This is a genomic window from Streptomyces sp. Root1310, from assembly GCF_001426425.1.
Lineage (GTDB): Bacteria > Actinomycetota > Actinomycetes > Streptomycetales > Streptomycetaceae > Streptomyces.
This window is the reverse complement of the sequence record NZ_LMEQ01000034.1, coordinates 181,451-200,474: the sequence shown is the minus strand read 5'-3', so window position 1 is coordinate 200,474 and position 19,024 is coordinate 181,451. Positions and strand designations below refer to the sequence as shown.

Sequence of the window (19,024 nt, the reverse complement as noted above, 5' to 3'; positions counted from 1 at the left end):
ACCGCGATGCAGATCGAGGAACAGCCCGGCACCGCGATCGGCGCCACGGTCGAGGGCTTCGACCACACCACCGCCTCGGACGCCGCCATCGAGGCACTCAAGAACACCGTCTACACGAGGAAGATCGCCGTCCTGAAGGGACAGCACCTCTCCCCGGCGGAGTTCCTCGCGCTCGGCAGGCGGCTGGGCCGCCCCGAGACCTACTACGAGCCGATGTACCGGCACCCGGAGGTCCCGGAGATATTCGTCTCCTCCAACGTGCCGGAGAACGGCAGGCAGATCGGCGTTCCGAAGACCGGCAAGTTCTGGCACGCCGACTACCAGTTCATGCCGGACCCCTTCGGCGTCACCCTCATCCACCCCCAGGTCGTGCCGGAGACGAATCGCGGGACGTACTTCATCGACATGGGACGGGCCTACGAGAAGCTGCCCGAGGAGCTGAAGGAGGAGATCGCCGGCACCCGCTGCACCCACTCGGTGCGCAAGTACTTCAAGATCCGGCCGCACGACGTCTACCGCCCGCTCTCCGAGATCATCGACGAGGTCGAGCGCAAGACCCCGGCCGTCGTCCAGCCGACCACGTTCACCCACCCGATGACCGGCGAGACGGTCCTCTACATCAGCGAGGGCTTCACCGTCGGCATCCAGGACCGGGACGGCGACCCGCTCGACGAGGAACTGCTCAAGCGGCTGTTCGAGGCGACCGGCCAGCTCGACGAGACGTTCACCCACGACGGCATCCACCTCCAGGGCTTCGAGCGGGGCGACCTGCTGATCTGGGACAACCGCAGCCTCGTCCACCGCGCCCGGCACACGGACACGCCGGAGCCCACCGTCTCCTACCGCGTCACCGTGCACGACGAGCGCCGGCTGCACGACGGGATCGAGGCGGCATGACGGACGAAGCCCTGCTGGCGCACGTGCTGACGCCGTACAAGGAGCACTGCAGATACCTGCGCTCGGCCGTCGTGACGGAGATCGACGGGCGCGCCTCGGCCCGCTGCGAGTTCGAGATCCCCGCGTCGTGCTACATCGACGACACCGGCCATCTGAATTCCGTGGAGGTGAACATCTGCTACAACCAGATGATGTATTACCTCGTGGCCAAGTCCGTGCAGGAGGGACTGGGGACGGGATTCGAGTCCTGGACGCTGGACGACTTCTTCGAGCGCCAGCTCCCGGACATTCTCATCGCCCGCTTCGCCGCCAGTTTCCGGCGCCCGATCGATTCCCGCGCGTTCTCGGGGGAGCTGGAATTCAATTCCGTCACCCGGCGCGTTCCGGCCGCCGGTCACCCGTTCCTCCACGCCGAGACCGCCTACCGCTACCGGGACGCCGGCTCGGGCCGGTGCGACGGAGTGGCGACCCTGGCGTTCGTCAACCTCCCCTGACCCGAGGCGAGAGAAGAAACCATGAGCACGGAAAGCCTCCACCACCCGGAGCTCCGGACGCTCGTCCGGACCACGGGCTTCCACGCGCGGCACCGGCCCGACACCCCCGCGATCCTGTGCGAGGGGCGCACGCTGACGTACGGGCAACTGCACCGCGAGAGCAACCGCATCGCCCACGGACTCCGGGCCGCCGGACTCACCCCGGGCGACCGGGTCGCCTACCTCGGAAAGGAGTCCGAGCACTACTACGAGATCCTCTTCGGCTGTGCCAAGAGCGGCGCGGTGCTCGTCCCCGTCAACTGGCGGCTCACCGGGCCCGAGGTCGGCCACATCCTCCAGGACTCCGGCACCCGACTCCTCTTCCTGGAGGACGAGTTCGCCACCGTCGTCGACAGCATGCCGACCGCGCCGCCCGAGACGGTCGTCGCGCTCGGCGAGCGCCTCGCCGCCTGGAAGGCGCCCCACCCCGACACCGAGCCGCCGGACACCGCCACTCCCGACACCCCGGTGGCCCAGCTCTACACCAGCGGCACGACCGGCCTGCCCAAGGGCGTGGTCCTCGCCCACCGCAGCTTCTTCGCGATCCGGGACGCCCTGGCGAGCGAGGGGCTGGACTGGATCGACTGGCGCGCCGGGGACATCGCGCTGATCGGCATCCCCGGCTTCCACGTCGGAGGCCTGTGGTGGGCCGCGCAGAACCTCAACGCCGGCACCACGGTCGTCGCCATGCGCGCCTTCGACGCCCGCCGGGCCGTCGACCTCATCCGCGACCTCGGCGTCACCACCGCCTGCGTCGTCCCGGCGATGCTCCGCATGATGCTGACCGAACCCGGCGTCCGCGCCGAGGACTTCACCACCCTGCGCAAGACGGTCTACGGCGGTTCCCCGATCTCCGAGGCCCTGCTGGAGGAGAGCCTCGCCGTCCTCGACTGCGAGTTCGCCCAGATCTACGGGCTCACCGAGACCGGCAACACCGCCGTCTGCCTGCCTCCGGCCGCCCATGTCCCGGGCGGCCCGCTCATGCAGGCGGCGGGGCGGCCGTACCCGGGCGTACGCGGCAAGGTGATCGACGGGGAGGGCCGGGAGCTGCCGCCGGGCGCGGTGGGGGAGGTCTGTCTGGCCACGCCCGCCCGCATGGTCGAGTACTGGGGACTGCCCGGGAAGACCGCCGAGACCCTCGTCGACGGCTGGGTCCACACCGGGGACGCCGGCTTCGTCGACGAGGACGGCTACCTCTTCATCCGCGACCGCATCAAGGACGCGATCCTCGTCGCGGGCGAGAACGTCTACCCGGCCGAGATCGAGAACGCGCTGGAAGCCCATCCCGGCGTGGCCGAGGCCGTCGTCGTCGGCGCCCCCGACGAACGGTGGGGCGAGTACGTGCACGCCTTCGTCGTCCCGGCCCCCGCCCAGCCGCCCAGCCCCCGGGACCTGCACACCTTCCTCGTCCCACGGCTCGCGAGCTTCAAGCTGCCCGCCCGCTACGAGTTCATCGACGCCGTACCGCGCAATCCCAGCGGAAAGATCCTGCGCCGCACACTGCGCGACCGTTTCTGGCGCGACTCCGCACGCAAGGTCAACTAGCCCCTCAGCGGGGCCGGATCGAGAGAGAACGACATGCCTGCTCCCCTCACCCTGGACGTCTTCCGCGCGGACCTCGCGGAGTACCTGTACCAGCGTCCCGACGAAGTCGACCTCGACGAGCACCCCCTCCACGCGGGCCTGGACTCCCTGCGCATCGTCACCCTCCTCGAACGGTGGCGGGAGACCGGCGTGGACGTCACCTTCGTCGACCTCGCCGAATGCACCTCGTTCGCCCAGTGGTGGGAGCTGCTCCGCGCCCGCCGGGGAGGAACGACGTGACCCCGCGCCGTCCGCTGCCGCCCGCCCGGGAAGGCGTGTGGACCGGACAGCGGCTCGACCCGGACAGCCCCGCGTACAACACGGCCGAGTACGTGCACATCCACGGTCCGGTGGACGAGGCCCTCTTCGACGAGGCCCTGCACCTCGTGGTCGCGGAGACGGAGGCCCTGCACGTCCGCTACGGGGCCGACGACCAGGGCCGCCCCTGGGAAACGGACGCCCCGGCAGGCGACTGGCGCCTGCACACGGCGTCCCTCACCGGCGAACCCGACCCGCACGCCGCGGCCCTGGCCTGGATGGGCGAGGACGTGGCCCGACCCGTCGACCTCACCCGCGGCCCCGTCTTCGGCCACGCCCTGTTGCGGATCGCGGGGGAGGAGCACCTCTGGTACCACCGCGTCCACCACATCGCCCTCGACGGCTTCGGCCTGGCGCTGGTGGCCCGGCGGGTCGCCGAGGTGTACACCGCCCTGGCCGCCGGGGAGCCGGTGCGGGACAGCGGCTTCGGCACGCCGGCCTCGGTGCGGGAGGAGGAGCGCGCCTACCGCGAGTCGCCCCGCTTCGCCGAGGACCGCGCGTACTGGACGGACCGGTTCGCGGACCGGCCGCCCGTGGTGACCCAGGCCGGCCGGGCGGCGCTGCCCGGGCACACCTTCCACCGGCGGGTCGTCGACCTGGACGCGGCGCGGACGGAGGTCCTGCGTGCCGTCGCCCGCGACCTGAAGGTCACCTGGTCCGAGCTGCTGCTGGCCGTCACGGTGGCCCGGCTGCACCACACGACCGGCGCCCCCGAGATCATTCTCGGCCTGCCGGTGATGGGCCGCCTCGGCTCGGTCTCCCTCCGCGTCCCCTGCATGGTCCGCAACATCCTGCCCCTGCGGGTGCCTGTGTCCGGCTCGGACAGTCCGCGCGGCCTCGCCGTCCGCATCGCGCGCGAACTGCGGGCCGCACTGCCGCACCAGCGCTACCGCTACGAACAGCTGCGGCGCGACCTCGGACTCCTCGGCGGACAGCGGCGACTGTCCGGTCCGGGCGTCAACATCATGCCCTTCGCCTACGATCTCCGGTTCGCCGGATACCGCAGCACGGTCCACAACGTCTCCGCCGGTCCCGTCGACGACCTGTCCGTCAACGTCTACGACCGCTCCGAGGGCGGCGGCCTGCGCATCGCCGTGGACGCCCACCCCGACCTCTACGACGCGGCGGACGTCGTCGCGTTCCAGGAAGGGCTGCTCGCCCTGCTCGCGGCGGCCGTCGCCGCACCCGACCGGACGCTGGACGAACTGCGCGCCCGTGAGACCGCCGTGGTCCTGGACGGGGGGCCGCTGCCCGGCCCGGCCCGCCCGGTGCTCGGCCTGATCGCCGGACACGCGGCCCGGAGCGGCGGAGCGGTGGCCGTCGAGCACGACGGCCGCGGCGTGACGTACGCGGAACTCCTCGGCTGCGCGCACGACCTCGCCCGCGGGCTGGCCGTCCGGGGAGTGGGCCCCGGGGACCTCGTGGCCATCACCCTGCCGCGCGGGATCGACGCCGTCGTCGCCGTCCTCGGCGTCCTGCTCCACGGGGCCGCCTACTGCCCGTTCGACCCGGCCGCACCACAGGCGCGTGGGGCCGGGCTGCTGGACGAGGCCCGGCCCGCGCTGGTCCTGACCGCCGCGACGTACGCCGACATGATGGCCGCCGGCCGTCCGGACCCCGGCACGGTCCCACCGGCGCCACCGGCGGCACCGGCGGCACCGGCGGCACCGGCGGCACCGGCCGCACCGGGACCCGACGACCTCGCCTATGTGCTGCACACCTCCGGTTCCACCGGCCGCCCCAAGGGCGTCGAGGTCGGCCACGGGGCCCTCGCCCGCTTCGTCGCCGGCGCCTCGCACCGCTACGGGCCGCGCCCCGGCGACCGGGTGCTCGGGTTCGCCCCCCTGCACTTCGACACCAGCGTCGAGGAAATCTTCCTCACCCTGTGCGCGGGCGCCACCCTCGTGATCCGCACCGACGACATGACCGACTCGGTCCCCGCCTTCCTGGACGCCTGCGCCCGGCTGCGGATCAGCTTCCTCGACCTGCCCACCGCCTACTGGCACGAGCTGGCGCACGCCGTCTCGACCGGGGCCGCCACCCTCCCCACCGAGGTGCGGACCGTCGTCATCGGCGGCGAGACCGCCCTGCCCGAAAGGGTCGACCGCTGGCGCGCGGCCGTCGGCCCGTCCGTACGGCTGCTCAACACCTACGGCCCGACCGAGGCCACCGTGGTCGCCACCGTCGCCGACCTCCACGACCCCCGCCTCGCCCCCGGGGACGTACCCATCGGGCTTCCGCTGCCCGGCACAGGCGCTGCGGTCGTCGACGGCGAACTCCACCTCCTGGGTGGCAATCTGGCCCTCGGCTACCGGGGCGACCGGCCTCCGGACGCCGCCCGCTTCGCGCCCCTGCACGCCCTGCCCGGAGCGCCCCGCGCCTATCGCACCGGCGACCTGGTCCGGGTCGGTGACGACGGGCAGCTGCGCCATCTGGGCCGCTCGGACAGCGAGTTCAAGATCAGCGGACACCGGGTGCATCCCGCCGAGGTGGAGAGCGCCCTGCTGGGCCACCCGGGAGTGCGCGCCGCCGCCGTCGTGGGACAGGTGCTGCCGGGCGGGACACGGCGCCTCGTGGCGTACGTCGTGCCGGAGGGGCCCGCCCCGGCGGCGGCCGCGATCAGGGAGCACCTGCGCAGCGCGCTGCCCGCGGCGATGGTCCCGTCGGCGGTCGAGTTCCTGGACGAGCTGCCCCGGACGGGCTCGGGGAAGACCGACCGCCACGCTCTCGCGACACAACTCCCCGTCACCCGGACCGCGGTGTCCGGCACGCTGGAACACGCCGTCACCGCCGTCTGGCGACAGGTGCTCGGGTCGGCGGGCCTGTCCGCGCGGGACGACGTGTTCGAACGGGGCGCCCAGTCCCTCCAGGCCATCCAGGCCGCCAACCGCCTCGGCGTCGCACTCGGCCGGGAGGTGAAGGTCGCCTGGCTCTTCCAGCATCCGACCGCCGCCGAGCTGGCCCGCTTCCTGGAGCAGCGCGGGCGGCCGGCCACGGTCGGCCTGCCGGAGAGCCTGCTCGCCGACGCGGTCCTCGATCCCGGCATCCGTCCCGGCGACGGCCCCCGGGCGGGCGGCACACCGGATCGGATCCTGCTCACCGGCGCCACCGGGTTCGTCGGCGTGCACCTGCTGGCGGAACTCCTCACGAGCACCGGAGCCGAGATCGTCTGCACGGTCCGCGCCCCGAGCCCCGCAGCGGCCACCGAGCGCGTCCGACGGGCCCTGGACACCCACCGGATCCAGTTGACGGACGCGGCACGCGACCGGGTCACGGCGATCCCCGCGGACCTCGCCCGCCCCCGACTCGGCCTGGACGAGAAGGAGTTCACCGCACTCGCCCGCACCTGCGACGCGATCCTCCACAACGCGGCGAACGTCAGCATCCTGCGCGAGTACGCCGGCCTCCGCGCCGCCAACACCGAATCGACCAGGGAACTGTCGCGCCTCGCGGCCCCACGTTCGATCCCCCTGCACTTCGTGTCGACACTCTCCGTCGCCCCGCCACTCGCCCTCGCCGCCGAGGTGCCCGAGGCGTTCCTCCCACCCCACCCCGGGCTGCGCCACGGCTACCAGCAGTCGAAATGGGCGGCCGAACAGCTGCTGCGCCAGGCCGCGGAGCGGGGCCTGCCGGTCACCGTGCACCGGCTCGGCCGGATCGTCGGCCCGGCCGCCACCGGTCACGTGAACGAACGCGACTTCCTCTGGAGCGTGCTGCGCGCCGGGATCCCCGCCGGCATCGTCCCCGACCTCTTCGAGGAGGAGATCTGGACACCGGCCGACCATCTCGCCGAGGCGCTGGTGCGGGTCTGTCTCGGACCTCCGGGCCCGGCGACCGTGTTCCACCACGCCGTCACGCCCCCGGTGCGGCTCAGCGACGTCTACGACTGGATGGAGGAGTACGGCTACCCGCTGCGGCGCCTGCCCCTGGACCGGTGGCGTGCCGAGTTGCCGCGTTCCTCCGGAGCCGCGGCGACCACGCTCGCCTTCTTCGACGCCCGGGACGCGGACGCGGGCGATGCCACGGGCGCGGACCTGCGCCTGGGACGGGTCCGCGCCGACAACGTCGTGAACGCACTGCGCGCCGGCGGCGTCACCTGCCCGCCCGTCGGCAGGGAACTCGTCCACCGCTACCTCGACCACTGCGTCACCACGGGCAAGCTGCCCGCTCCCGCCGGACGGCGGAGCCGTCCGGCAACTCCCGCGAAGTAAGGGGGGATTGCCGGGAACTCAAGGCCACCGCCCCCCGACTACTGCAACAGAACCCGTCGTGTCACGAGCCCCCCGCTGCAAGGAGCCCGCATGTCGAAGAAACGGCCGGTCGCCGTCGCCCTGGCCGGCGCCCTCTGTCTGGTCACCACGGCGTGCGGCGCCGACTCCTCGACCGGCACGGCCGGCAGCGGCGACAAGGCGTCTGCGGCCGCCGCCGGATCCGGCTACCCCGTGACGCTCGAGAACTGCGGGGTCGCCCAGAAGTTCGGCGAGGCGCCGAGCAGGGTCGTCGTCATGAACGGCGCCTCGGTCGCCGAGGTCTCCACGCTGCTCGCCCTCGGCCTCCAGGACAGGATCGTGGCCAACCAGCAGAGCTACGGCATGTCCGAGGTCGCGGGACGAGCCGCGGCCATCAAGGCGCTGCCCACCGGTGACGTCAAGCTCAACGACGCCTACGACATCCCGCGCGAGGCGATGATCGCACTGCGTCCGGACCTGGTGCTGTCCACGACCTCGTACGGCTTCGACGAGAAGAACGGCTTCGCCACCCGGGAGCAGTTGACGCAGATCGGCGCCCGCACCTATGTCTCGCCGCAGGGTTGCGACCAGGACACCACGAAGATGACGATCGCCGACAGCTACACGCTGCTGCGTGACCTGGGCAAGGTCTTCGGCGTCGGCGACCGGGCCGAGAAGATCGTCGCCGCTTCGGAGAAGCGCATCGCCGACATCGCCGCGAAGGTCGAGGGCGAGCGGCAGCCCAAGGTGATGGTGCTGTTCTCCAACATGGCGATGGGCGGCAACGACTTCAGCTCGGTCGTCGCCAAGGGCATCTACAACGACATCCTGGACAAGGCCGGCGGCTCCAACGCCTTCGAGTCCGCCTCCGAGACCTCCTTCGCCGACCTGAGCAAGGAGAAGGTGGCCGCCACCGACGTCGACGCCCTCGTCGTCATCGGCTACAACGACCCCGACCCGGCGGCCTACGCCGAGAAACTGCTGAAGGAGTTCCCCCAGTGGCCGGCCGCGAAGAACAAGACGTACGTGGCGCTGTCGGATTCGATGTACCTCGGCCCGAGCAACGACCTGGCGGTCGCGAAGATCGCCGGGATGCTGCACCCCGACAAGGTCTGAACGGGCCGAGGCTTCCCCTCGCCGCCGGCGGCCTGCTGGTGGTGCTCGTCGCCGTCATGGTGGCGGCGGTGAGCATCGGCGCGGTCACCATTCCGGTCGGCGACGTGTGGGGGATTCTCCTGCACCACCTCACCGGGCAGGGAACCACCGGCGATCCGGCCCTGGACCAGATCGTGTGGACCTTCCGGGCCCCTCGCGTCGCCCTGGCCGCCCTGGTCGGCGCGGGTCTGGCCGTCGCCGGGGCGGTGCTCCAGACCCTGGTCTCCAACCCGCTCGCCGACCCCGTCGTCCTCGGCTTCTCCTACGGCGCCTCGCTCGGCGCCGTGCTGGTCATCACCCTCGGCGGGGCGGCGCTCGGCGGGCTGGGCGGACTCGGTGTGTCGGGCGCGGCGTTCGTCGGCGCGCTGGCGGCGGGCGCCCTGGTGTTCGCCCTCGGGCAGCGGCAGGGACGGCTCGCCCCCACCCGGCTGGTGCTGGCGGGGGTCGCGGTCGGCTACGTCCTGCTGTCCGTGACCAGCTTCGTCCAGCTGCTCGCGACACCCACCGAACTGCGCACGGTCATGTTCTGGATGCTCGGCAGCGTCGCCGGCGCCCAGTGGAGCCAACTGCCCACCGTCACGGTGGTGGTCCTGACCAGCACGGCCCTGCTGACCCTGTTCGGGCGGCGGCTCAACGCCCTGCTCGCCGGAGACGAGTCCGCCACCGCGCTCGGCGTGGACGTCAACCGGCTGCGTGCCGTCCTGCTGGTCATCAGCGCGCTCCTGACCGGCACGGTCATCGCCGTCGCGGGCGGGGTCGGCTTCGTCGGCCTGATGATCCCCCACCTGGTCCGCCTCACCGTCGGCGCCGACCACCGTCGGCTGCTGCCGCTGAGCGCCCTGCTCGGCGCCGTCTACCTGGTGCTCGTGGACCTGCTCTCCCGTACCGTCAACCGCCCCAACGAACTGCCGCTGGGCATCCTCACCGCCCTGCTCGGCGCCCCCTTCTTCCTGTGGCTGCTGCGCCGCAACAAGGGCCTGGACACCGTATGAAACTGACCGTGGACCAGCTCCACATCACTCTGGAGAACAAGGCGATCCTCCGCGAGGTGAACCTGGAGGCGGCGGGGGGCGACATCGTCGGACTGGTGGGACCCAACGGCAGCGGCAAGTCCACCCTGCTGCGCACGGTCTACCGCTCGCTGCGCCCGGCCGACGGGGTCGTGCGGGTGGGGGGTGACGACGTGTGGGAACTGTCGGCGCGCGCCGCGGCCCGTCGCACGGCGGCGGTCCTCCAGGACGCCGGCACCACCACCGGCCTGACCGTGACGGAGATCGTCGCGCTCGGCCGCACCCCCCATCACGGCCTCCTCGGCCGCGACGGCGCCGAGGACCGCGAGGCGGTGGCCGAAGCGGTCGCCCGCTGCGGAGTCGCCCCCTTCGCGCACCGCGACTACGCCACCCTGTCCGGCGGCGAACGCCAACGCGTCCTGCTGGCCCGCGCCCTCGCCCAGCGACCGCGCCTGCTGGTCCTGGACGAACTCACCAACCACCTCGACATCCGCGCCCGGTTCGAACTGCTCCACCTCATCCGCAGCACCGGCATCACCACCCTCGCCGTCCTGCACGACCTCGACCTGGCAGCCCGCCTCTGCGACCACCTCGTGGTGCTCCACGGGGGCGCGGTGGTGGCGGCGGGTCCCGTACTGGACGTCCTCACCCCGGACCTTCTGCGTGAGGTGTTCGGCGTACGGGGCGCCACGGAACGGCATGCCGACGGCGTCGTGCGCATCACCTACGCGGCCGAGCCCCTCGACCTGGACCGGGAGGCCGAGCCCGCCGAGCCGTGACGTACACGATCACTCCCTGTCGGGCCGGTTCGGGAAGCCGGTCCGGGTGAGCGGTCACCGGTGGCGAGGCGGGTCGTCCCGCTCCGGTGCCCGCTAGGCGTCACTGCCGCCGACGGCCGCCGCACCTGCCCGGGCGGGGACGCGGGCCTGCCGGAGCGGCGCCCCGGCCCGGTGGAGACTGGCGAGGGCCTGCCGGTAGGACGCGATGAGCCCGGTCTCCAGGTAGTCCAGGCCCAGTTCCTCGCAGTGGCGGCGGACGATGGTCCGGGCCTTGCGCAGGTTGGGGCTGGGCATGCTGGGGAACAGGTGATGCTCGATCTGATGGTTCAGCCCGCCGAGGGCGATGTCGGTGAGGCGGCCGCCGCGCACGTTGCGCGAGGTGAGCACCTGGCGGCGCAGGAAGTCCGGGCGGTCCTCGCCCGTAAGGATCGGCATGCCCTTGTGGTTGGGCGCGAAGAGGGAGCCGAGGTAGACGCCGAACAGGCACTGGTGGACGGCGAGGAAGGCGATCGCCATGCCGGGGGGCAACAGCCAGAGCAGGACGGTCAGATAGACCGCGAAGTGCGCGAACAGCAGGGTGCCGTCGAGTGCCCGGTGCTTGAGGGAGCGGTTGGCCAGCGCCCGCACGCTCGACACGTGCAGGTTGAACCCCTCCAGCGTGAGGAGCGGGAAGAACAGGAACGCCTGCCAGCGGCCGATCAGCCGGGGGAGCCCCTTGGCGACCCGGGCCTGGTCCTCGGACCACACCAGCAGATCGGGGTCGAGGTCGGGGTCGAGTCCCTCGTGGTTGGGATGGGCGTGGTGACGGGTGTGCTTGTCCTGCCACCACCCGTAGCCCATCCCGACGCCGGCGCCGGCGATCCGTCCGGACGCCTCGCTGGCCCGGCGCCGGCTGAACACCTGGCGGTGGGCCGCGTCGTGCGCGAGCAGGGCGACCTGGCCGAAGACGACGGCCAGGAAGGCGGCGACCGCCAGCGTCCACCAGCTGGCGCCGATGAGTGCGACGGCGGCCCAGCCGCCGACGTAGAGTCCCGCGACCACGGTGATCCGCAGTGCGTAGTAGCCGGGACGGCGCCCCAGCAGGCCGGCATCGGCGATCTTTCTCGACAGCCTGGCGAAGTCACTGCCGGAGGTCTCCGAGGGCGGGGGGCGGACCGGGGTGTTTGCGGTCATGACGATGTGACTCTCTCCGAAGGAGGCAGATGGCTCGGCGCCGCCTCGGGAGTTGCTGAGACCGGGCCACACGTGGGGATGGGCTTCCGTCGTTGCGCGATGCGTGTGGCGCGACCGCGGAGCAAGGACGAGGTCTGCGTCGTCTGCCACGGCAGCGCAGGCCCTCTGTCCGCTTGCGGGTTCCCCGGCAGCGAGGTTTCACACTCCGTCGTCCCGACGACTGGTGACCAGCCAGGAGCGTGCGGGTTCCGCCGCGCGGGTGGTGTCCACCGTGAGGTGGAGACGGGTTCCGCCGGCCACCCTGCCGACGGGATAGCTGCGCTGCTCGGAGGAGGCGAAGCAGCTACGGAGGATCTCCGCGATCATGCGGGCGGCCTCGGGGGACGAGGCGACGAGACGCACGTCGACCTTCCCGGCAGCGGGCGGTTCCGGCGCCTCCACGGGGCGGTGCCGTCCTCCCGGCCCGCCCACCGTTCCCGCCGGGGAAGGGGGCAGGTCGTCCGCGGTGCCGGCCGGGGCGGCCTCGTGGAGAGCGGGTGACGCGTCAGCGGGTGCCGGGGAAGGCTTCGCCGCTCGTCGGTTCCTCGCCCGCAGGCGGCCGAATCCCGGCAGCGCGCGGCCGTAGCGGGAAGGCGTGGTCCCCATGTGCGGCTGCCCGTCGGGGTGAAGGGCCAGCGCGGGTCTCATGGCGACCCTCAGGGCGATCACGGCGATGATCAGTGCCGCGGTGACGACGATTTCCACGTCCTCACCCCCTCGGGCGGAGCGCACGCGACAGCACGGGAGAGGTCGTGCTCGGTGAGGGTGGTACGTCTGCCGGTCGCGGTCATGGCGCGAACCTGTCCCCGGGCTCGTCTTCGACGTTCCGGTCATGTTTGCTCACCGCGAACGGCACCGGCATCTGATCCGGTGTGCGAAGTGTTCCCGGCGCTTGGAGCCTACTCCGGTCCCTGGGAGGGGGACCTGCGACCGAGTCCTCTCCCCACACCTCTCCCCGGCTGTGTGCCGCGTGGGGACCGCGCTTGTCACGGGCACGGTGAGAGCCCTCGGCCCGACGATCGTCGTCCTCTTGCGTGCGGTCCCCACGCCTCGGCCGAGGACTACGCCGAGGGCGCGAACGTACGGGAGGACTGCGCTGCCTCGGCCGGACGGCTTTCCGCCGGCACCGGTCTCACGGCTGCCGACGCTGCCGAGCACGTTGCACGCAGGCGGGGGACCCCGCCCGGCGATCCCCGCCGTCGGAAGAGCACCTCAAGAATCGGAAGAGCACCTCAAGAAAGGGTCTCGATCCGGGCCGCCGCTTGGGCTGCGGGAGCGGTGCGGCAATCATGGGGCCATGCACCGGCCCGTCCGCCTCCGTACCCACGAGTGGTTCACGGTCGACGACTCGACCCTGAACGTCGCGCTCGTGTACCCGATGCAGGGGCCCGCCGGAATGTTCGGGCCCACCTGCGAGACCTGCGCCCGGCTGGCCGCGGAGGAGATCAACAAGGCGGGCGGAGTGCTCGGCAGGGAGCTGCGGCTCATCGAGGTCGACGGGGGCGCCGAGCCGCGCCGGGTCGCGGAGGACGTGGAGGCCCTGGTGGCCACCGGGGCGGTGCAGGGGGTCACGGGCTGGCACATCTCCTCGGTGCGGCAGGCGATGGCCCCGCGGATCGCGCACCGGGTGCCGTACGTCTACACCGCGCTGTACGAGGGCGGCGAGCGCACCGACGGCGTCTACCTGACCAGCGAGACCCCCGCCCGGCAACTGCTGCCCGCCATGCGGCTGCTCAACGAGGCCCGGGGTGTACGCCGTTGGTTCGTCGTCGGCAACAACTACGTCTGGCCCCGGCACACCGCCCGGGCCGCCCGCCGCTACGCGCGCGACTCCCGCGGCCGGGTGTGCGGCGAGGCGTATCTCCCGCTGGGGGCCGACGACTTCGACGACGTGCTGGGCCGGATCGAGCGGGCCGACGCCGACGCCGTACTGATGCTGCTGGTCGGCAGTGACGCGGTCCGCTTCAACCGGGCCTTCGCCGCCGCCGGGCTCGACCAGCGCTGTCTGCGGTTGAGCACGCTGATGGACGAGAACATGCTGCTGGGCAGCGGCCCCGAGGCCACCGTCGACCTCTTCAGCACGGCCGGATTCTTCGCCTCGCTCGCCGACCGGAACACCATGGACTTCCACGGCCGGTACGCCGACCGCTTCGGGGCGGCGGCCCCGACCCCGGGCAGTCTCGGCGAGTCCTGCTACGAGGGAGTGCTGCTGCTCGCCGCGCTCATCGAACGGGCCCGCACCCTGGACGTCGCCGCCATCGGGGCCGCCGCCGACACCGTTTCGTACGAGGGTCCGCGGGGTCTGATCGGCCTGGAGGGCCGGCATGTGCGCCAGCGCATCTATCTGGCGCAGGCGGACGGTCTCGACTTCAACGTCCTCGCTCAACTGCGCGCTCCGCACGAGCTGTCGTAACCCCGCCGTCCTCCTCGAGCACCTCCGCCAGGCGGTCCAGCAGGACTTCGAGCCGTTCGCCCCGCTCTTCCCCCAGCAGCGGTTCCCAGGCCGCCCGGTCGGCCCGCACCGCGCGGACCAGCTGCTGCCGGCGCTCCACGCCCCTCGGAGTGAGGCAGGCCAGGACACGACGCCGGTCGGCGGGGTCGACCCTGCGGAACACCAGGTTCTGGTCGACGAGTTGGTCGATCAGCTTGGTGGCGCTCGGGGCGGGCATGAAGGCGTGGTCGGCGAGGGCCGTCATAGGGTGCCCCTGCCCGTCGGAGAGCAGGTCCAGCACCCACCACGCCTCCACCGAGCAGTCGAACTCCTCCAGCACGCACTGGAGTCGGCGTGCGGCGAGACGCTCGGCCCGCGTCAGCAGACGGAGCAGTTCCTGGGGCCGCCTCGCCATCGCACTCCTCCGCTCGAAGCCGGGGTTCCCCGTGCGGGGTTGGGCGGGAGCCTACCGCAAATGGTCCTTTCCCCGGGAAGTATCAATGCGCGCTTTATTGCTTCCAGCAGAAACTGTTCATCAATTGCGCGGAAACGCGGCGGAAACAGTTTCCTCGCAGGCTGTGCGCCAACGCCGCGGCCACCGAGGCGCGTTGGATCCCCTTTCTCCCCAGAGTCCTTCCGCTCCCTTCGCACCGCCCTTCGGGGCATGGAGGTTTTGTATGTCCGGGCTCAGCATCAGCAGGCGTGGCCTGCTGGCCGGTATCTCGGCGGTCGGCGCCTCCGCCGCCCTCAGCGCCTGTGGCGCCAAGACGGGTGAAGGCTCCTCGACGGACGCGCCCGGCGCCTCCGCCGACACCTCCGGCAGCACGGTCAAGGTCGGTCTGCTGAACTCCCTGTCGGGCACCATGGCCATCAGTGAAGTCACCGTCCACAACGCCCTGTTGCTCGCCGTCAAGGAGATCAACGCGGCCGGTGGCGTGCTCGGCAAGAAGCTCAAGGCCGTCAGCCAGGACGGCGCCTCCGACTGGCCCACCTTCGCGGAGAAGGCCGAGGCCCTGATCAAGGACGACAAGGTCGCGGCCACCTTCGGCTGCTGGACCTCGGCCAGCCGCAAGGCCGTCAAACCGGTCTTCGAACGGTACAAGTCGCCGCTGTTCTATCCCGTGCAGTACGAGGGCCTGGAGGAGTCGCCGTACATCTTCTACATCGGCGCGACCACCAACCAGCAGATCGTCCCGGCCCTCGACTATCTCAAGAAGCAGGGCCTGACCAAGCTTTACCTGGTCGGCAGCGACTATGTGTTCCCGCGCACCGCCAACAAGATCATCAAGGCCTATGCGAAGGCCAAGGGAATGAGCGTGGTCGGCGAGGACTACGCGCCGCTCGGGTCCACGGAATTCGGCACCATCGTCAACAAGGTCAAGGACTCCGGCGCGGACGCCGTGTTCAACACCCTCAACGGCGACAGCAACGTGGCCTTCTTCAAGGAGTACAAGTCCTCCGGGCTGACGGCGAAGAGCATGCCGGTGCTGTCGGTCTCCATCGCCGAGGAAGAGGTGAAGAGCATCGGCACCCAGTACCTCCAGGACCAGCTGACCGCGTGGAACTACTACGAGACGACACCCGGCGCGGCCAACACGAAGTTCGTGGCGGCCTACCAGGCCGAGTACGGCAAGGACAAGCCGACCAGTGACCCGATGGAGGCCGCCTACATCTCCGTGTACCTCTGGAAGGCGATGGTGGAGAAGGCCGGCTCCTTCGACGTCGCCAAGGTCAAGGCGGCCTCGGACGGCATCACGTTCGACGCCCCCGAGGGCAAGGTCACGGTCGACGGCGCGAGCCAGCACGTCCACAAGACGGCCCGGATCGGCAAGGTCGGCGCGGACGGCCTGATCACCGAGGTCTGGAACTCGGGCGGTCCGATCAAGCCGGACCCGTACCTCAAGGGCTACGACTGGGCCTCCGGCCTGTCCTGATCCCCGCCCGGTCCCGACGCCCGGCCGGGCCGGTCCCGCCCCCTGATCCGGCCCACTCCCGCTCCCGCGGTGGGACCCGGCCCCATCCAGGGGCCGGGTCACGCCCCCCGGCCCCGCCCGCACCCCCGTCCCGACCAGGAGCCGCTTCATGACGGTCATCCTCAACCAGTCCTTCACCGGCATCAGCATCGGTGCGGTCCTGCTGCTCATCGCGCTCGGTCTGACCCTGACCTTCGGTCAGATGGGCGTGATCAACATGGCGCACGGCGAGTTCATCATGACCGGCGCCTACACCACCTACGTTCTCCAGAAGTCCGTCAGCGGCGCGGGTGTCTCGCTGCTCGTCGCCCTGCCGGTGGCCTTCCTGGTGGCCGGCGCCATGGGCGCGCTGCTGGAGTGGCTGCTCATCCGGCGCCTCTACACCCGCCCGCTGGACACCCTGCTGGTCACCTGGGGCGTCTCCCTGATGCTCCAGCAGCTCGCCCGGGACGTCTTCGGCGCCCCCAACGTGCAGACCCACGCCCCGGACCTGCTCACCGGCAACCTGTCGATGGGCGGCGGCATCACCTTCGCCAGCAGTCGCCTGTTCATCCTCGGCCTGGCACTGCTCAGCGTCCTCGTCCTCACGATCGTCCTGCGGCTCACCCCGCTCGGCCGCCGGATCCGGGCCGTCGTGCAGAACCGCGACCTCGCCGAGGTGTCCGGCATCGCCACCGGCCGGGTCGACCGTGTGACCTTCTTCGTCGGCTCGGGCCTCGCGGGCGTGGCCGGCGTCGCGCTCACCCTGGTCGGTCCGATCGGCCCGACGATGGGCACCAACTACATCGTCGACGCCTTCCTGGTCGTCGTCGTGGGCGGGATCGGGCAGCTCAAGGGGAGTGTCATCACCGCCTTCGCGCTCGGCGTCCTCCAGTCGGTCCTGGAGTACTCGACGACCGTCAGCGTCGCCAAGGTCGTCGTGCTCGTGGCGATCGTCGCCTTCCTCCAGTGGCGACCCCAGGGCCTGTACACACTGCGCACCCGGAGCCTGGCATGACGACGATCACCGAGACCCCGCCCGCACCGCTGACGGCACGTCTGCGTGTCCCCGGCGCCTTCGCCCTCGGCGCCGTCCTCCTGCTCGGTGTGGCCCCGCTCGCCCTCTCCGACTTCCGCCTCTCGCTCCTCGCCAAGTACCTGTGTTACGCGATCGTGGCCGTGGGAGTGAGCCTCGCCTGGGGCCGCGGCGGGCTCATGGTGCTCGGCCAGGGTGTCTTCTTCGGCCTCGGCGGCTACGCCATGGCCATGCACCTCAAACTCGCCGACGCGGCCGCGACCGGCGAGACACTGCCCGACTTCATGCAGCTGTACGGCACCGGCGACGCCCTGCCCTGGTGGTGGAAGCCGTTCGGCAACCCGGTCTTCGCGCTCGCCATGACCGTACTGCTGCCCATGGCGGTCGCCGCACCGCTCGGCTTCCTCGTCTTCCGACGCCGGGTCAAGGGCGCCTACTTCGCGATCCTCAGCCAGGCCCTGGCGGCAGCCCTGTCCATCTGGCTGATCGGCCAACAGGCCACCACCGGCGGCACCAACGGACTCACCGACATCCAGGGCTTCTTCGGCTATTCGCTGGACGACCCCGTCAACCAGCGGATGGTGTACCTCGTCACCGCCGCCGTGCTGCTCCTGCTGATGGCGGCCGCCCGCCAGTTGTTCGTCAGCCGCTACGGCGAACTCCTCGTCGCCGTACGCGACTCCGAGGAGCGGGTCCGCTTCCTCGGCTACGACCCGGCCAACGTCAAACTCGTCGCGTACGTCGTCGCCGCCGGCATGGCGGGCCTGGCCGGGGCTCTTTTCGTCCCGGCGGTGGGGATCATCTCGCCGGCGCTGATCGGGATCGTGCCGTCCATCGGCTTCGTGATCGGCGCAGCGGTCGGCGGCCGGGCCTCGCTGGTGGGCGCGGTGCTCGGCGCGATCGCCGTCGCCTGGGCGCAGAGCACGCTCTCCGACGCCTTCCCCGGCGCGTGGACGTACCTCCAGGGTCTGCTCTTCGTCCTCGCGGTCGGCTTCCTGCCCGGCGGCCTCGCCTCCCTCGGCGTCGTCCTGCGGCGGCGCCGCACCCGTACCCCTGCGACTGGAGAGACAGCATGAGCGGCGAGGGACTGACCGTGCGCGACCTGCGGGTGACGTTCGACGGGTTCACCGCCGTCGACGGCGTCGACCTGGACATCCGCCCCGGCGACCTGCGTTTCCTCATCGGCCCGAACGGCGCGGGCAAGACCACTCTCGTGGACGCGGTCACCGGGCTGGTCAAGGCGACCGGGGCGGTCCGTTTCGGCGACCAGGACCTGCTGGGCAAGCCCGTGCAGAAGATCGCCCGGCTGGGGATCGGGCGTACGTTCCAGACGGCGACGGTCTTCGAGGAGCTGACCGTCGTGCAGAACCTGGACATCGCCGCCGGCGCCGGCCGCGGATTCCGGACCATGCTGCGGCGCCGCAAGGACGTGCCCGAGCCGGTCGCCAGGGCCCTGGAGACCATCGGCCTCGGCCACCTGGGCGACCGCCCCGCCGGGGTGCTCGCCCACGGGCAGAAACAGTGGCTGGAGATCGGCATGCTGCTCGTCCAGGACGTACGGCTGCTCCTGCTGGACGAGCCCGTCGCCGGCATGAGCCACGACGAACGCGAGGCCACCGGCGAGCTGCTGCGGCGGGTGAGCGAGGACCGCACGGTCGTCGTCATCGAGCACGACATGGACTTCATGCGCGCCTACGCCCGCAGCGTCAGCGTCCTGCACGCCGGCAAGGTGCTCAGCGAGGGCTCCGTCGCCGAGGTCCAGGCCGACGCCAAGGTCCAGGAGGTCTACCTCGGGCGCGCCTCCGAACCCGAGCCCGCCTCCCTGCCCGCACCCGCCCCCGCAGCCCCGCCAGCCCCTGCTGCCGCGTCCGTCGCCGAGGAGGCGTGA

The 19,024-nt window shown here is 71.7% G+C and carries 16 protein-coding genes; 13 read left to right on the top strand and 3 right to left on the bottom strand.

Annotation, left to right across the window (positions count from 1 at the left end):
* The first annotated feature begins 6 nt into the window (after nucleotides 1-6).
* The 8 genes from ASD48_RS39200 to ASD48_RS39165 all read left to right on the top strand — a co-directional run bounded on the left by ASD48_RS39200 (nucleotide 7) and on the right by ASD48_RS39165 (nucleotide 10,505).
* Nucleotides 7-897: a TauD/TfdA family dioxygenase gene (locus ASD48_RS39200; protein WP_079074244.1), complete on the top strand. Its 891-nt coding sequence runs from the start codon at nucleotides 7-9 to the stop codon at nucleotides 895-897.
* Nucleotides 894-1,391, top strand: coding sequence for an FcoT family thioesterase (locus ASD48_RS39195; RefSeq protein WP_057606674.1), 498 nt, complete (start codon nucleotides 894-896; stop codon nucleotides 1,389-1,391). Before ASD48_RS39200 ends, ASD48_RS39195 begins: the two co-directional genes overlap by 4 nt.
* 21 nt (nucleotides 1,392-1,412) lie before the next feature.
* Nucleotides 1,413-2,975, top strand: coding sequence for a fatty acid--CoA ligase (locus ASD48_RS39190; RefSeq protein ID WP_057606673.1), 1,563 nt, complete (start codon nucleotides 1,413-1,415; stop codon nucleotides 2,973-2,975).
* 33 nt (nucleotides 2,976-3,008) lie between these two features.
* Nucleotides 3,009-3,254 carry a phosphopantetheine-binding protein gene (locus ASD48_RS39185; RefSeq protein WP_057606672.1) on the top strand — a complete coding sequence of 82 codons (246 nt, stop codon included), beginning with the start codon at nucleotides 3,009-3,011 and terminating at the stop codon, nucleotides 3,252-3,254.
* Nucleotides 3,251-7,543: a non-ribosomal peptide synthetase gene (locus tag ASD48_RS39180; RefSeq protein WP_057606671.1), complete on the top strand. Its 4,293-nt coding sequence runs from the start codon at nucleotides 3,251-3,253 to the stop codon at nucleotides 7,541-7,543. The genes ASD48_RS39185 and ASD48_RS39180 overlap by 4 nt, the downstream gene beginning before the upstream one ends.
* Nucleotides 7,544-7,633: 90 nt before the next feature.
* Nucleotides 7,634-8,677, top strand: coding sequence for an ABC transporter substrate-binding protein (locus tag ASD48_RS39175; RefSeq protein ID WP_057606670.1), 1,044 nt, complete (start codon nucleotides 7,634-7,636; stop codon nucleotides 8,675-8,677).
* Nucleotides 8,678-8,733: 56 nt separating this feature from the next.
* A complete protein-coding gene (locus ASD48_RS39170; protein WP_057606795.1) occupies nucleotides 8,734-9,708 on the top strand; it encodes an iron ABC transporter permease in 975 nt (324 codons plus the stop codon).
* Nucleotides 9,705-10,505 carry an ABC transporter ATP-binding protein gene (locus ASD48_RS39165; protein WP_057606669.1) on the top strand — a complete coding sequence of 267 codons (801 nt, stop codon included), beginning with the start codon at nucleotides 9,705-9,707 and terminating at the stop codon, nucleotides 10,503-10,505. Before ASD48_RS39170 ends, ASD48_RS39165 begins: the two co-directional genes overlap by 4 nt.
* A gap of 93 nt (nucleotides 10,506-10,598) precedes the next feature.
* Here ASD48_RS39165 and ASD48_RS39160 read toward each other — a convergent pair whose 3' ends face one another.
* Both ASD48_RS39160 and ASD48_RS39155 read right to left on the bottom strand, forming a co-directional pair.
* A complete protein-coding gene (locus tag ASD48_RS39160) occupies nucleotides 10,599-11,678 on the bottom strand; it encodes an acyl-CoA desaturase (RefSeq protein ID WP_057606668.1) in 1,080 nt (359 codons plus the stop codon).
* Between the two features lie 198 nt (nucleotides 11,679-11,876).
* Complete coding sequence (locus ASD48_RS39155; RefSeq protein WP_057606794.1) at nucleotides 11,877-12,119, bottom strand: hypothetical protein; 243 nt, start codon at nucleotides 12,117-12,119, stop codon at nucleotides 11,877-11,879.
* A gap of 895 nt (nucleotides 12,120-13,014) precedes the next feature.
* Between ASD48_RS39155 and ASD48_RS39150 the strand changes: the two genes are divergently transcribed.
* Entirely contained in the window at nucleotides 13,015-14,130 is a 1,116-nt protein-coding gene (locus tag ASD48_RS39150) for a substrate-binding domain-containing protein (RefSeq protein WP_057606667.1), read from the top strand.
* Here ASD48_RS39150 and ASD48_RS39145 read toward each other — a convergent pair.
* Nucleotides 14,087-14,563, bottom strand: coding sequence for a MarR family transcriptional regulator (locus ASD48_RS39145; protein ID WP_057606666.1), 477 nt, complete (start codon nucleotides 14,561-14,563; stop codon nucleotides 14,087-14,089). The genes ASD48_RS39150 and ASD48_RS39145 overlap by 44 nt on opposite strands.
* A gap of 262 nt (nucleotides 14,564-14,825) precedes the next feature.
* Between ASD48_RS39145 and urtA the strand changes: the two genes are divergently transcribed.
* The 4 genes from urtA to urtD all read left to right on the top strand — a co-directional run bounded on the left by urtA (nucleotide 14,826) and on the right by urtD (nucleotide 19,024).
* The gene (urtA, locus tag ASD48_RS39140; RefSeq protein WP_057606665.1) at nucleotides 14,826-16,082 is read left to right on the top strand and encodes an urea ABC transporter substrate-binding protein; all 1,257 of its coding nucleotides are present in this window, start codon (nucleotides 14,826-14,828) and stop codon (nucleotides 16,080-16,082) included.
* 148 nt (nucleotides 16,083-16,230) lie between these two features.
* Complete coding sequence (gene urtB, locus ASD48_RS39135) at nucleotides 16,231-17,118, top strand: urea ABC transporter permease subunit UrtB (protein ID WP_057606664.1); 888 nt, start codon at nucleotides 16,231-16,233, stop codon at nucleotides 17,116-17,118.
* Nucleotides 17,115-18,212: an urea ABC transporter permease subunit UrtC gene (gene urtC, locus ASD48_RS39130; RefSeq protein WP_057606663.1), complete on the top strand. Its 1,098-nt coding sequence runs from the start codon at nucleotides 17,115-17,117 to the stop codon at nucleotides 18,210-18,212. The genes urtB and urtC overlap by 4 nt, the downstream gene beginning before the upstream one ends.
* Nucleotides 18,209-19,024 (top strand): urea ABC transporter ATP-binding protein UrtD, encoded by an 816-nt coding sequence (gene urtD / locus ASD48_RS39125; protein WP_057606662.1) that lies wholly within the window; start codon nucleotides 18,209-18,211, stop codon nucleotides 19,022-19,024. Before urtC ends, urtD begins: the two co-directional genes overlap by 4 nt.